Annotated in this window: 17 protein-coding genes; 15 read left to right on the top strand and 2 right to left on the bottom strand. The window is 49.8% G+C overall.

Annotated elements, in window-relative coordinates; all coding sequences use genetic code 11:
- The first annotated feature begins 9 nt into the window (after nucleotides 1–9).
- Nucleotides 10–285 carry a hypothetical protein gene (locus V7728_RS03675; RefSeq protein WP_042635591.1) on the top strand — a complete coding sequence of 92 codons (276 nt, stop codon included), beginning with the start codon at nucleotides 10–12 and terminating at the stop codon, nucleotides 283–285.
- A 31-nt stretch (nucleotides 286–316) separates the two neighbouring features.
- Here the strand turns inward: V7728_RS03675 and V7728_RS03670 are convergent, their stop codons facing one another.
- Nucleotides 317–1,129, bottom strand: coding sequence for a bifunctional hydroxymethylpyrimidine kinase/phosphomethylpyrimidine kinase (locus tag V7728_RS03670; RefSeq protein WP_099567183.1), 813 nt, complete (start codon nucleotides 1,127–1,129; stop codon nucleotides 317–319).
- A 149-nt stretch (nucleotides 1,130–1,278) separates the two neighbouring features.
- Between V7728_RS03670 and V7728_RS03665 the strand changes: the two genes are divergently transcribed.
- The 8 genes from V7728_RS03665 to V7728_RS03630 all read left to right on the top strand — a co-directional run bounded on the left by V7728_RS03665 (nucleotide 1,279) and on the right by V7728_RS03630 (nucleotide 6,662).
- Entirely contained in the window at nucleotides 1,279–1,617 is a 339-nt protein-coding gene (locus tag V7728_RS03665; RefSeq protein ID WP_003150960.1) for a PadR family transcriptional regulator, read from the top strand.
- The gene (locus tag V7728_RS03660; RefSeq protein ID WP_060562392.1) at nucleotides 1,610–2,245 is read left to right on the top strand and encodes a permease prefix domain 1-containing protein; all 636 of its coding nucleotides are present in this window, start codon (nucleotides 1,610–1,612) and stop codon (nucleotides 2,243–2,245) included. Before V7728_RS03665 ends, V7728_RS03660 begins: the two co-directional genes overlap by 8 nt.
- Nucleotides 2,246–2,289: 44 nt before the next feature.
- Nucleotides 2,290–2,817: a hypothetical protein gene (locus V7728_RS03655; protein WP_060562393.1), complete on the top strand. Its 528-nt coding sequence runs from the start codon at nucleotides 2,290–2,292 to the stop codon at nucleotides 2,815–2,817.
- A gap of 84 nt (nucleotides 2,818–2,901) precedes the next feature.
- Complete coding sequence (locus tag V7728_RS03650; RefSeq protein WP_007407698.1) at nucleotides 2,902–3,708, top strand: glycosyltransferase family 2 protein; 807 nt, start codon at nucleotides 2,902–2,904, stop codon at nucleotides 3,706–3,708.
- Between the two features lie 14 nt (nucleotides 3,709–3,722).
- Nucleotides 3,723–4,406, top strand: coding sequence for a uracil-DNA glycosylase (locus V7728_RS03645; RefSeq protein ID WP_012118732.1), 684 nt, complete (start codon nucleotides 3,723–3,725; stop codon nucleotides 4,404–4,406).
- A gap of 60 nt (nucleotides 4,407–4,466) precedes the next feature.
- Nucleotides 4,467–4,889 carry a YwdI family protein gene (locus V7728_RS03640; RefSeq protein ID WP_099567292.1) on the top strand — a complete coding sequence of 141 codons (423 nt, stop codon included), beginning with the start codon at nucleotides 4,467–4,469 and terminating at the stop codon, nucleotides 4,887–4,889.
- A gap of 18 nt (nucleotides 4,890–4,907) precedes the next feature.
- Nucleotides 4,908–6,227, top strand: a complete 1,320-nt coding sequence (locus tag V7728_RS03635; RefSeq protein WP_099567182.1) for a purine/pyrimidine permease — start codon at nucleotides 4,908–4,910, stop codon at nucleotides 6,225–6,227.
- Between the two features lie 63 nt (nucleotides 6,228–6,290).
- Nucleotides 6,291–6,662, top strand: a complete 372-nt coding sequence (locus V7728_RS03630; protein WP_099567181.1) for a DUF423 domain-containing protein — start codon at nucleotides 6,291–6,293, stop codon at nucleotides 6,660–6,662.
- 46 nt (nucleotides 6,663–6,708) lie between these two features.
- Here the strand turns inward: V7728_RS03630 and gerQ are convergent, their stop codons facing one another.
- On the bottom strand, nucleotides 6,709–7,254 hold the full coding sequence (gene gerQ / locus V7728_RS03625; RefSeq protein WP_007614539.1) for a spore coat protein GerQ: 546 nt from the start codon (nucleotides 7,252–7,254) through the stop codon (nucleotides 6,709–6,711).
- 280 nt (nucleotides 7,255–7,534) lie between these two features.
- On the opposite strand from gerQ, the gene V7728_RS03620 reads away from it, so the two are divergent.
- The 6 genes from V7728_RS03620 to V7728_RS03595 are packed head-to-tail and all read left to right on the top strand — an operon-like array spanning nucleotide 7,535 to nucleotide 13,644.
- Nucleotides 7,535–8,305: a glycosyltransferase family 2 protein gene (locus V7728_RS03620; RefSeq protein WP_015240806.1), complete on the top strand. Its 771-nt coding sequence runs from the start codon at nucleotides 7,535–7,537 to the stop codon at nucleotides 8,303–8,305.
- A gap of 4 nt (nucleotides 8,306–8,309) precedes the next feature.
- Nucleotides 8,310–9,734, top strand: a complete 1,425-nt coding sequence (locus V7728_RS03615; RefSeq protein WP_099567180.1) for a capsular polysaccharide export protein, LipB/KpsS family — start codon at nucleotides 8,310–8,312, stop codon at nucleotides 9,732–9,734.
- 22 nt (nucleotides 9,735–9,756) lie between these two features.
- Nucleotides 9,757–10,926 (top strand): DegT/DnrJ/EryC1/StrS family aminotransferase, encoded by a 1,170-nt coding sequence (locus tag V7728_RS03610; RefSeq protein ID WP_012118727.1) that lies wholly within the window; start codon nucleotides 9,757–9,759, stop codon nucleotides 10,924–10,926.
- Nucleotides 10,927–11,790, top strand: coding sequence for a GNAT family N-acetyltransferase (locus V7728_RS03605; protein WP_032868197.1), 864 nt, complete (start codon nucleotides 10,927–10,929; stop codon nucleotides 11,788–11,790).
- Nucleotides 11,790–12,911: an N-acetylneuraminate synthase family protein gene (locus V7728_RS03600; RefSeq protein WP_099567179.1), complete on the top strand. Its 1,122-nt coding sequence runs from the start codon at nucleotides 11,790–11,792 to the stop codon at nucleotides 12,909–12,911. The genes V7728_RS03605 and V7728_RS03600 overlap by 1 nt, the downstream gene beginning before the upstream one ends.
- On the top strand, nucleotides 12,904–13,644 hold the full coding sequence (locus V7728_RS03595) for a cytidylyltransferase domain-containing protein (RefSeq protein WP_189318605.1): 741 nt from the start codon (nucleotides 12,904–12,906) through the stop codon (nucleotides 13,642–13,644). The genes V7728_RS03600 and V7728_RS03595 overlap by 8 nt, the downstream gene beginning before the upstream one ends.

The following is a 13,644-nucleotide window of genomic DNA, read 5'->3' as shown; positions in this document are numbered from 1 at the left end:
CGAAAGCCTATGATTCCAGGAATAAAAGGAGTTGTTTTCTCAGTTTTGAAAAATCAGAAGATGACGCCGAAATGTTTACTTGTCAAAGCCGCAGAGCAAGTGGAAGATAAGCGGGAAGAATATAAAGAAGTATTGCTTCAGCTGAATCGCATGCTCAAGAGAGCTGAGCCGCACAATGAATGGAGTGATCGGCTGATGCATACATATGAACAGATGAAGGAATATGCGCTGTTTGTGCAGTCTATTGAGATGTTTTTGCGGTCATCCGCGAAAAAAATGAAATAATCCCCCTCGGGTAATGAGGGGGATATTTATTTTATTTTCCGCTAAGACGCATCGCCGAATGTTTAGTCGGTCCGATGTATTGGTTCAGCGGGAAGGATTCTTTGATTGCCGCGGTGATAAATTCTTTTGCCGCATAGATGGCTTCCTTCACTTCAGCGCCTTTGGCCAGTTCTGCCGTCACGGCGGCGGAGAATGTGCATCCGGCTCCGTGCGTGTAAGGTGTATCAATCATTTCGCTTTCTAATACTTCCGCGGTTTCTCCGTCATACAGCACGTCGATCGCTTTTTCATGTTTCAATTTGCCTCCGCCTGTAATCAATACATATTTCGCGCCGAGTTCGTGAATTTTCTTGGCCGCTTCTGTCATGTCTTCCACCGTTTTTAATTCATCCATACCGCTCAGCTGGCTTGCTTCAAACAGGTTTGGCGTGATGACGGTTGCCAGAGGCGCCAATTGGGTGCGAAGCGCTTCGGCATGCTCCGGATACAGCACTTCGTTCGCTCCTTTGCAGACCATGACAGGATCGATAACGACATTCTTCAGCTGTTTTTCTTTAATCGTTTTCGCCGCAAGCTCTATGATCTCCACGGTAGGGAGCATTCCCGTTTTCATGGCGTCTACGCCGATTCCGTCAACAATCGTCGCCAGCTGTGCGCGAATCGTATCGGCATCGATCGGAAATACTTGATGATCCCAGCTGTTCTCCGGGTCCATCGCTACGATCACGGTCAAAGCCGTCATTCCGTATACGTTTTTTTCTTGAAATGTTTTTAAATCGGCCTGAATTCCCGCGCCGCCGCTGGAATCAGAACCGGCAATAGTAAGTGCTTTGTGCATTGACATATCAATGGCCTCCATCAGTGTTTTATATCTCATTATAGTTAGATTTTCTTCCGATCACAATACGGAAGGCTTAGAGGAATGATTTGACAGCCGCGGGGGATGTGCGTACAATACCTACATAAGATTACTAGGTAAGGGTGAGAAAATAAATGCTCAACAGGGAGCTTGTAAAGGGAAGCACGGTCATTCTGGTGCTGACGCTGCTGAATGAACGGCCCATGTACGGGTATGAACTTGTGAAAGAAATGGAGAAAAGAAGCGGGAATGAACTGCAAATGAAGGAAGGCACGCTGTACCCATCGCTTCATAAGCTTGAACGCCAAAGCTATATTTCTTCTTACTGGGAAAAGCAGACCAAAGGGCCGGACCGAAAATATTACCGGATCACCGATGAAGGAAAAAACATTCTAGCCGAACGGACGAAGGAATGGAATCTGTTCTCTGCTCTGATGGACCGGATGCTGAAGCGGGGCGGGCAGAATGGATAAAGACCTTTATGTGCAGGAAATCAGAAAAGGGCTGGAAGGCAAGTCCGGAAGCCGTGAATTATTAAAAGAAATCGAAAGCCATATTCATCATGCCATTTGTGATCATCTGGAAAAAGGCAAAACCGAAAGCGAAGCGATGGCGCTTATTCTGCGGGAAGTGGGGACTCCGTCTGAGATTATCTCTGCTTTTCAAAAAGCTTCGGCGGTGCCCGCGCGGACTTTTATGCTCTTTTATCTGTTCTGCAACTGCGGTCTTTTTGTGATGGGGGCGATGATTACGATGATGCACGCGTGGAGGATTCATCCCGCTGTTGACGCGCTGTGGAAAGGGATTTCCGTGTCAGTATGGCTGATTATGATCGGTTATGTGCTGTATTGGTTCCAAATCGGCTATCAAGCTGGCAAAGAGTTCGGGGCTGGCGGCAAAAAGCTTGCTGAGCGGACGGTATGGGCTTCAATGGCGCCGAATCTATGTTTTATGTTTGTCTTTTTGTTCAATCTGGTTCCGGCTGGGCTGTTTCCTTCGGCGGTCACACCGAGTTTTGCGGCAGTATGCGCCGTTGTGACGGTATGTTTTCCGTTTTGCGGCAAAATAGGTTTTTACGCAGGCAGGCAGAGGCTTGCCTGATCTTTTTCACTATGTACATAGGGAATCTATATAGGGGTGTTAAAATGAGATTAGGTTCGTGGATGTACGGCGCGTGCGCCCAAATAGCCGTTACCGTATTTACCGTCTGCGGCTTGGTTCTTGCATTGCCCGTTGTAAGTCTTTTTATTATGGTTCTGAATGGGATGCAAGACGCTATTTTTGTTGTTTTCAGTATTTTGCTTCTTCTATTGTTTTATGCGCTGGGATGGATTTGGGCCGTTTCGTTTGCGCGTGAGTGGAAGGTGGAACTTTTCGAGCTGCAGATCAGTTCGCTCATTCCGCTGGCGGGTATATTATACTTGTACATTGACAGCGGGGTGAGTATACCGGAACTTATTCATGATTGGAATGAGGATGGATGTGCGCTTGTCCCGCCGGCTTTTGTCTGCTTGTGCACATGCTATGCGATGGTGTTGGTGCCTGTTTATCAATCAAAACTTTGGAACGCCATGGAGGCGGGCAGACTTAATGCCAAGGCGGTCTGCACTGTTTGGGGAGACCTTCTGATCATTCTCGTTTTGCTGGCGGGCATGACCTGGATTTGTTTCTGAATGGGCCGAAATCAAAAATCCCCCCTGATCTCTCCGCCGCTTTATGTTTTAATAGAACATGAGAAAAAGCAGAAGGAGCGGATCATGAATATATCAATTGTCATAGTCACGTATAATCGGATTCCGGCTTTGTGTGAGCTGCTGGAGTCGATTTCCATGCAGACCATAAAGCCTTATGAAGTGATCATTGTAAATGATGCCGGAGAATCGGTCGAACAAGCGAAGCAGCTGTACAGCGATCTGCCGATTCAGATTATTGATTTAGAACAGAATGCCGGACATGTGGAAGCTCGGAACGCAGGTGTGAAAAAAGCGTCGGGTGATTGTATCATGCTGTGCGATGATGATGATTTCATTACGCCGGGCCATTTGGAAAGAATGGCGGCTGCACTTGCTGATGCGGATTTTGTCCATTCTGACGCGGAAATTGTGTCATTTGAAGAACGGGGCGGCACGAGATACCCGGTGTCACGAAAGCCTTTCGCCTATACGGCGGATTATGCGGATATGCGGGTATTTTCCACGTACGTTCCGTCAGGCAGCATGTACAGGCGTTCTCTGCATGACACGTTAGGGTATTTTGATCCGGATGTCCATAATTATTGGGACTGGGACTTTTATTTGCGCGCCGCAAAACAGCACCGTGTGAAGCGTGTTCCTTGCGCGAGCGTCATATATGCGTTTTTTGAGGGAGGCGGCAATCAGTCCGCGGATCTCGGCGGCAAACGGAAGAGGTACTTAGACCGGTTAAGCGAAAAGCACGGGCTTGGGGAGCTCCCGACGAAAAACTTCGCGGTTCTTCTTGAAGAGCCGGACATGAAGAGGCGGGAGGCGCCGACTGACATTGTGTGGGACGGAAAGCCCGTCCATTCAAGACTGCACAGTTCATAAGGGGGACGGACAGTTTGAAGCAGCTTTTAAAAGACAGCTGGTGGAATCAGCTGAAAGATGAATTTGACAAACCGTATTATCAAGAGCTGAGAGAAATGCTGAAACAAGAATACAGCAGCCAAACGATTTATCCTGACAGCCATGATATTTTTAACGCCTTGCATTATACGCCCTATGAGGATGTAAAAGCGGTCATTCTCGGACAGGACCCGTATCACGGGCCAGGACAGGCGCACGGGCTTAGTTTTTCCGTTCAGCCCGGGGTCAGGCAGCCGCCGTCTTTGAAAAATATTTTCATAGAGCTTCAGGACGATATCGGCTGCTCCGTACCGAACCACGGATCGCTCGTCAGCTGGGCGAAGCAGGGAGTGCTTTTGTTAAACACAGTGCTTACGGTTCGCCGCGGTCAGGCCAATTCCCACAAAGGCAAGGGATGGGAGCGGCTCACTGACCGCATCATTGATGTGGTGAATGAAAGAGAGAAGCCGATTGTCTTTATCCTATGGGGGCGTCACGCGCAGATGAAAAAAGAGCGCATTGACACATCGAAACACATTATTATTGAATCGACTCATCCGAGCCCGTTTTCGGCAAGGAACGGTTTTTTCGGGAGCAGACCGTTTTCCCGTACAAACGCCGCCCTTGAAAAAATGGGGGAGCAGCCGATCGATTGGTGCATCCCCGACCTGCCGCAATAAACGGTTTTTTTGAGGCGCTTCCGCCCGGCGGAAAGCGCCTTTTTTGGCGTTCCGGGCGGTATGCCGTCAGAAAAAATAACAAACTCAATTCTGCGATTCGCTCAGAAATTTGATAAAATGCAGGAAGAAGACAAATTACCGCTGGAGGATTTACTCATGAACATACATATCTCTGCTTTGATTCAGAAGATGGAAGAAGAACTGAGGCAGGCGAAAACGGCGACCCGCACCGAGGAGGTCAAAATGCACGCGGCCGCCATCCGCTCTCTGTGTGATGTCGTGCTCGGCACTCAGACGCACACCGCTCCGGCGCCTGTGCAGAATCCGATTCCGAAAGCGGCGCCGAAACCTTCCGCGTCTCCTTCGACAGACCCGCTGCTGCTTGAAAAAATGATGGGCAGCGCCGGGCTGAACCAATATCAGAAAAAAGCGAAAGACGAACGTGAGGAAGACGGAAACGGGGATTCCATTTTCGATTTTTAACAGGAGAGGTTGATTGACTTGAAACTGATACTCGGGGGTTTGCAATGGACGGCATTTATGATTGCAGCTGCGATTGTAGTTCCTGTCGCCATCGCACAATCATTTCACTTGAACCATGCCGATTCTGCCGCATTGATTCAGAGCACATTTTTTGTGCTTGGCGTCGCCGCGGTCATCCAATGTCTCCAGGGACATCGTCTGCCGATTAATGAAAGCCCGGCAGGCTTATGGTGGGGCGTATACACGATTTACGGCGGACTGACTGGCACGGTGTTCGCGACATTCGGCGAGACGCTGCGGGCGCTGCAGGGGGCGCTGTTATTAAGCGCTGTCTTTTTCTTTTTGTTCAGCCTTTTTAAAGTGATTGAACGGCTGGCCGTGCTGTTTACGCCGGTTGTGACCGGTGTGTATCTGCTGCTGTTGGTCATGCAGCTGAGTCAGCCGATTGTGAAAGGCCTTTTGGGCATTGGCTATTTAAAAAACAGCGTCGACGGCCTTGTATTCGGGCTCGCCATGGTTGTGACGGCGGCGATGTTCATCATGTCCCGATCGAATGTTACGTTCTTAAGACAGTATGCGATTCTCCTTTCGCTTGCCGGCGGATGGATCTTATTCGTCGTCTTCGGCGCTGCCAAACCGATTCAAATACCGGACCGCGTGATTCAGCTGCCGGCTCTTTTTCCGTTTGGAAAACCCGTGTTTGACAGCGGCCTGATTATTACATCACTCTTCATTACCGTGCTTTTGATTGTCAACATGCTCGCGAGCATCCGGGTTGTAGAAGCGGCGGTGAAAAAATTCGGCGGCACCGTCGGGAAGCGGCGTGAGCGTCCGGCTGGGTTTGCGGCTTCGATCAGCCACCTTTTGAGCGGACTGTCAGGGGGCATTGCGCCTGTGCCGATTTCAGGGGCGGCCGGTTTTATTGAGACGACGAAGCTTCCTTCGAAAAAGCCGTTTCTTTTGGGAAGTGTATTTGTCGTGATCATCAGTATGATCCCGCTATTTATGAATGCGTTTGCGAGTCTGCCCTCACCGGTCGGCTTTGCGGTAAACTTCGTCGTTTTCTCCACGATGGCCGGTCTCGCCTTTACGGAGTTTGACTCTTATGAGAAAGCGGAGCAAAAACGAATCCGCTCCATTATCGGTCTGGCGCTCCTGACGGGGGTCGGCGTAATGTTTGTGCCGGAGAGCGCGTTATCGGGGATGCATCCGATCCTGATTTCGCTCTTAAGCAACGGTCTTGTGCTCGGGACGCTGCTGGCGATAGCGATTGACCGAATCCAACTTATCAAAAAGAAAAAATCCGACAATCTCGTGTCATCGGACGGCGGACGTTGAATTTTGCCGATGTTGGGTTATGATTGAATTGGAAACTTTAACGAAAAGGCGGGAGAAAAATAGATGAAAGTGTTTATTATTCTTGGTGCGATTAACGCTTTATTGGCCGTGGCGCTGGGCGCTTTCGGCGCGCATGGGCTTGAAGGGAAAATCCCCGATAAATATTTGCAGGTGTGGCACACAGGCGTGCAATATCATATGTATCACGCGCTCGGTCTTCTGGCTGTCGCGTTTTTGGCCGAAAAGCTTTCTGGCGCAGGCAGTGTTTCTGTTGCGGGCTGGCTGATGTTTGCGGGCATCGTTCTGTTTTCGGGAAGCCTGTACGTATTGAGCGTGACGCAGATTTCCGTTCTCGGCGCGATTACACCGCTCGGCGGCGTGGCGTTTATCATCTCTTGGATTATGATTATCGTCGAGGCCGTCAAATATTTATAAAGAAAAAAAGCCAATCCTCTGTCAAGTGAGCGATTGGCTTTTTGATTTATCTCGGGGAATAAGAAGACATGGAGTACGGATAAGTATAAGCGATTTCCTCATCAAACGTGATGTAATCAAGGTAAATGGTCAGAAGCAGATAGCGGGTGCCCGTTTTCGGATCGCTGATGATGATATGGTCACGTCCCGCCGCCTGAATCACACCGCGGAAAATCTTTGAATTCCATTCTTTGCTGTTTTCAAATGTCATATAAATCGTCGCCGTTTTGCCCCGGTTCAACCGCAGAATATTTTCAATGTATGACTCTTCAATCGGCAGCATGCCGGGAACGTTTTGTGACGATGATGGACCTGACGGGATCTGAAAGCTGCCGCCGCCCTGCTGCTGCGGCTGGCCGGGGAACCCCCCGCCGAAGCTCTGCTGGCCTTGCTGCATCGGCATTGTCATTTGCTGCTGCATCGGCATCATTTGTGATCCTTGGCCCTGAGGCTGCGGATAAGGATTAGGCCCGAGCTGCGGCTGGTATCCTTGCATATCCATTCCCATTCCCATCCCCTGCATTTGCTGATATTGATTCTTTTTCGGTTTCATATTGTTCCTCCTTTGATGAAAACCTCTTGATGCTGAAACCTCCTGACAAGTATCAGACAGCCGACAGAGCGGCTGCTGTTTTTATCTATTCCACCATATGAGCCCAAAGAAAGATTTATGCGAAAAAAGAAAATACGCTCCAATGAGTCCGGGCATCAGAGCCGGCTTTTTTTGTGATCGCAATGCTGACTTTTCACATAATAGTCTGTATTCCTAGCGCATCTTCCGCATAAGGAACATATGATAGCGGTAGTTTCAGGTGCGAAAAGGGGGTGACGAGTTGCCTAAAGTGTCAGTGATCATGACGAGCTATAACAAAAGTGACTATGTGGCCCGCTCTATTAAAAGTATTCTGTCTCAGACGTTTACGGACTTTGAGCTGTTCATTATGGATGACAACTCAAATGAAGCGACATTGGCGGAAATACGTCCTTTTCTCACGGATGACCGCATCCGGTTTTATCAAAGCGATGTATCGGGCGTCAAAGAAAGAACGGAAAAAACACGCTACGCCGCCTTGATTAATCAGGCAATAGAAATGGCGGAGGGCGAGTACGTGACGTATGCGACCGACGACAACACGTATGTGCCGGAACGGCTTGAGAAAATGGTGAAAGAGCTTGATGAAGACCCGGAAAAAGCCGTCGTGTATTCAAGTTCCAAAACCTATCATCTGAATCAGCGGAAAGAGACGGTGAAGGAGACGGCCAGGCCCGCCGAACGGATCGTGTGGAACGCGCCGTGCGCCATTGACCATTGTTCGGTCATGCACCGGTTTTCCGTGCTGGAACAGGTCAAATCGGCATTCGGTTCCTATTGGGATGAAAGCCCCGCGTTTTACCGGATCGGTGACGCCCGTTTCTTCTGGAGAGTAAATCATTTTTATCCGTTTTACCCGATTTCTGAGGAGCTTGATATCAATTATATTACCGATCAATCCATCCATTATCAGCTTTTCGCGGCGGAGAAAAACGAGTTTGTGAACAGCCTTCCGCAGCAGACCACGTGCCGGGAGCTGAGGGAATCATTAAAAAAGCTTGGAAAGGGGTGAGGGCTTGTCGGCATACTTAGCGAACTATTGGGTGCTGTACCGGCAGTATATTGACCTTTTTCAGTCACTTCGCTACAAAGACATCCCGCTCGCATTGATCAGTAATTTTTATCAATATATCAGTCCGGCGCTTCGGGAGAGCATGGAGCAGAACCCAGAGCTTTTCGGTCCGGCTGATCAGCATATTCCTGAAGCCGGTATACAGCCATATTATGATCAAAAAAGGCAAAACATTAAGAAAACAGATGAGAAACCGGTAAACGGAAAAGTCATTCTGCATTTCGATCATCTTCGGTTCACCGAGGGAAACTACCGGCAGTTTGATCCGGCAAAAACAGCGGTACTGGCCAGATGGAGTCTGCCTGACCATTACGGGCTGCCCGTTATCTGCAAATTGGAGCTGACGGGAATGGGGAAAAAAGGGAACCCCGTCCCTTATATTGAAAAAGCCCATTCCATTCTGAAAGAGCTTCACAGCCATCCCGCTTTCGGAAACAGAGAATTTCAGGAACGTTTGTATAAAGACATTCCATTATTTATTGAAGCGATTGACGCTATTGATATTTTGTTTACGGCCGAAAAGATTTCCGCTGTTGTAGTCGGCACGACGGAGGATATTTACAGCCGTGTGCTGGCGCTGATGTCCGCGAAAAAAAACGCCGTCAGCATCTGTCTTCAGCACGGAGCGCTCATGGGAGATGAAGCGTTTCTGCCCGTGTTTACGGACTATCAGGCCGTATTCGGGGCTTATGAAGCGGAGTGGTATAAAGCAAAAGGCTGCAGGGATGAACAAATCATCATCACGGGGCATCCCCGTTTCGACGAGATTTTCTCAAGAGAGCCGATAGATCAGGACACGTTTTACCGCAAACTTTCTTTTCTCCCGTCACAGCGGACGGTGCTGATCGCCACGCAGCCGTTTTCTGATGAATTTTATACGGGAGTGCTTGAAGAGCTTGCCGGCCAAAAGAACATGCAGCTCATTATTAAACCGCATCCGTGGGAAATCGGCAAAAACAAGCTGGATGCTTACAATCAGGTGCTGCGGAAATATAAAGCAGGCAAAATCATCAAAAAAGAGATGGAGCTGTATGATATTCTCCCGTATGTTGACGCTGCGGTGACACAGACATCAACGGTCGGTCTTGAAGCGATGCTGTTTCAAAAGCCCGTGCTGATCGGAAAATCAGCGGGAACCCGCAGATACCCTTATTATCACTCACTTGGAGAATTTGTCTTTGAGGACCCGCAGGCACTCGCTCAGGAATTAATCCGGATATGCGAAAGCCCCGCAGAATATCAAAAAGCGGAACAGGCGCGCCGTGCTTTTGTCGCCGCGAACTACCCGGTTCAGGATTCGCTTGCCGCTTTATGCCAAGTGCTTCAGGAAAAAACCGGAGTCAGCTTCAGACGGGTTGACCCTTCATAAAAAAGATAGGAGCGCAAAGAAAATGGTGCAAAAAAGATCAGCTTTTCTTCCCTATTCATTGCCCATGATCGGGAAGGACGAAATTCAGGAGGTTATTGATACGCTTGAATCGGGCTGGCTTTCAAAGGGACCGAAAGTAGAGGCGTTTGAAAAAGCCTTTGCCGCCTGGACGGGGGCAAAGCACGCGATCGCGCTGAACTCATGTACCGCCGCTTTGTTTTTGGCCCTGAAGGCGAAAGGGATCGGTCCCGGCGACGAGGTCATCACGTCTGCCGTGACGTTCAGTTCAACAGCCAATACAATCGTGCACACAGGCGCCGTTCCGGTGTTTGTTGACATCGATCCGCTTACGCTGAATGCAGACCCTGAAAAAATTGAGGCGGCCGTCACCCCGCGGACAAAGGCGATTGTACCCGTTCATTTCGCCGGCCAGTCGTGTGATATGGATCAGATTCTGGCCATTGCCGAAAAGCATCAGTTATTTGTCTTAGAGGATGCCGCACATGCCGTGTATACCACTTACAAACAGAAAATGATCGGATCAATCGGTGATGCGACGGCATTCAGCTTCTACGCGACAAAAAACCTGGCAACCGGTGAAGGCGGCATGCTGACGACGGACGATGACGGGCTTGCCGATCAGATCAGGGTGCTCAGCCTTCACGGCATGAGCAAAGGCGCGTGGAACCGCTATTCTTCAAACGGAAGCTGGTACTACGAGGTCGAAACGCCCGGCTATAAAATGAATATGTTTGATCTTCAGGCAGCGCTTGGGCTTCATCAGCTGAAACGGATTGACAGCATGCAGCAAAGAAGAGCCGACATTGCGAGCCGCTACCAGGACGCCTTCAGACACATGAAAGGGCTGACCATCCCGCATGTCAGTGATGACGGGCGGCATGCATGGCATCTGTATGTTCTTCAAATAGAGGAGCAGGAGGCCGGGGTCAGCCGGAACGATCTGATTTCCGCTTTAAAAGACCAATATAATATCGGCACAAGTGTTCATTTTATTCCGGTTCCGTTCCATCCGTATTATCAAAAAACGTACGGGTATAAGGAAACTGACTTTCCGGCCGCGGCCGCGTATTATCACCGCACCGTGTCACTCCCTCTTTATCCGTCAATGACAGATGACGACGTTGAATACGTCATTGCAGCCGTTACGGATATCGTCAAAGGGGCTGATTAGGTGTACAGACTGAGGGAAAATCTTGCGCAGGACATGATTCATACCTTCCTGCATCAGAAGGGCATCCAGCCGGAAGCCTATGAATCGTCGCTCTGTTTATTGGAAGAAAACAGCCTTCAAGGCGTGATTTTATATGAAAACTCTTCGTGGGAAAGTCAATTGTTCCGAAAAAATATCATCAATGTGAAGCTTGCAGCCGCAAACAGCGCCGGACAGCTCAAAAGGCTGTTTCAGGAATTTTACGCGGCAAGGCGGGCGGCAGGCACTGATTTTATATTTATTAAAATACCGGCTGAAGATATCGGCGCGATGCAGGTCGTTCAGCAGCTTCCGAACGCTTATTTTGTAGGGAGTCTTCTCAAGCTCGTCAGTCCGGTGCGTGTATATAACAGCACGCCGCCATTTGAGATTACAGAAGCCGGACCCGGCGACACGGAAGCGATCAGCCGGCTGGCCCGCGACGCCTTTACAAAAAGCAGGTATTACCAAGACCCCCATCTCAGCTATGAAAGTGCAAACCGCCTGTTTGAAGAGTGGGCGCGGAATAATGCGGAAGGCAGAGCTTCGTTACAATTCGCCGCCACATATAAGGGAGAGACTGTGGGCTTTGTTCAGGGGCTGTCTAAAGGCGATGAATTCGTCCTTGATCTGATGGCGGTAAAGCCGGGATTTGAAGGAAAGGGAGCGGGATTCCATTTAGCGGCGCACGTGATTGAACAATCATTGCGCTTTCAGCATAAGACTGTATCAGCGGGAACGCAGCTCCACAATGTAAGAGCCATCCGCCTGTATGAAAGAATGGGATTTAAAGCGGATGCGTCCTATTACTACTATCATGTGTGGCCCGGGAAGGAGGCGGACTGATGGCATCATGCCAAATCGGAACGAAGTCAATCGGCGAAGGTTCGCCCGTATTCATCATCGCCGAAGCCGGAATTAATCATGACGGAAAACTGAGCCAGGCGTTTGAATTGATAGGTGCGGCCAGTGAGGCCGGCGCGGACGCGGTCAAGTTCCAAATGTTTCAGGCTGACAAAATGTATCAGAAAGACCCCGGCTTGTACAAAACCGCTGCGGGAAAAAACGTCTCTATTTTTTCTTTGGTGCAATCAATGGAAATGCCCGCCGAATGGATCGAACCGCTGCTTGAATATTGTAAGAAAAAAGGCGTGCTGTTTTTAAGCACGGTCTGTGACGAAGGCTCTGCCGACTTACTGTATGCGACTTCCCCTTCAGCCTTTAAAATCGCCTCCTACGAGCTGAATCATCTGCCGTTATTGAAATATGTTGCGGGACTGAAGACACCGATTATCTTTTCCACCGCGGGTGCTGATATTTCAGATATTCAGGAGGCTTATCAAACCATTACCGGCGAGGGGAACACAGAAATTGCGATCATGCATTGTGTAGCGAAATATCCCGCGCCGCCTGAATACAGCAATCTGAGCGTCATTCCCATGCTTGCCGCCGCATTCCCGGATGCAGTGATCGGTTTCTCCGATCACAGCGCCCATCCGTATGATGTGCCGTGCGCGGCTGTCAGGCTCGGAGCGAAACTGATTGAAAAGCATTTTACGATCGATAAAAACCTGCCCGGTGCTGATCACTCCTTCGCCCTCAATCCGGATGAATTAAAAGAAATGGTTGCGGCGATCCGCTCAGTTGAAGCGGAACTGCGGCGGGGGCATCACGCTCCGGTGCCGGAAGTGCTGTCGGGAAGCTCCCATAAAACCACGACACCGATTGAAGGGGATATCAGAAGGTTCGCTTACAGAGGCATTTTTTCAACGGCGCCGATTCAAAAAGGCGAATGTTTTACGGCGGAAAACCTTGCCGTCCTTCGTCCCGGCCAAAAACCGCAGGGGCTTCACCCGAGATATTTTGAGCTTTTAACTGACGGCGCGCGTGCGGTCAGGGATATCCCCGCCGACACGGGCATCACTTGGGATGACCTTTTGACGAAAGGCAGCCCATATGATGACTGACATTTTGTTTATCATTCAGGCGCGGATGGGAAGCGGGCGTCTTCCCGGCAAAGTGCTGAAACCGATCGGCGGGTATACGATCCTCGATATGATTGTCAAAAGGGTTCGGCAAAGCGCGTATTATGATCAATCGCGGGATAATCTGATCGTCGCCTCGTCTGACAGCAAGACCGACGACATTCTGTCTGCGCACTGCATCAGCAAGAACTACCGTGTGCACCGCGGCAGCGAGCAGCGCGTGCTTGACCGGTTTGCACAAGTCATCGAACAAGTTAAACCGGACATCACAGTCAGACTGACGGGGGATAACCCGTTTGTCGACCCTTCGCTGCTTGATTTTCTGATTCAATCGCATTTAGATCAGCACGCAGACTACACGTATATTTGCGGTACACCGCTCGGCATCGGCGGCGAGGCGGTAAACGCGCGACTTTTAACGGAGATCAATGCCGACAAAACGCTGGCGGACAAATACCAGGAGCATGTCACGCTTTTAATAAGAGAATCTCCTGAGAAGTACCTGCTTCTCTTTCCTGAGCCTCCGCAGGAACTCCGGGCTCCTCACTTGCGGATGACCGTCGATACAGAAGAGGACTACAGGCTGGCCCGCGAGCTGTACGTAAAAGCGGGCTCGCGTCCTGATATTCCGGCAAAAGAATTGATCCATCTGCTGAATCGTGATCCGGAGCTCAGGGCCATTAATCAAATGATCCGGCAAAAAGAGGCTGATTAG

This window comes from Bacillus sp. JHAA, assembly GCF_036961585.1.
Taxonomy (GTDB): domain Bacteria; phylum Bacillota; class Bacilli; order Bacillales; family Bacillaceae; genus Bacillus; species Bacillus velezensis.
This window is presented reverse-complemented; position numbering and strand designations above follow the sequence as displayed.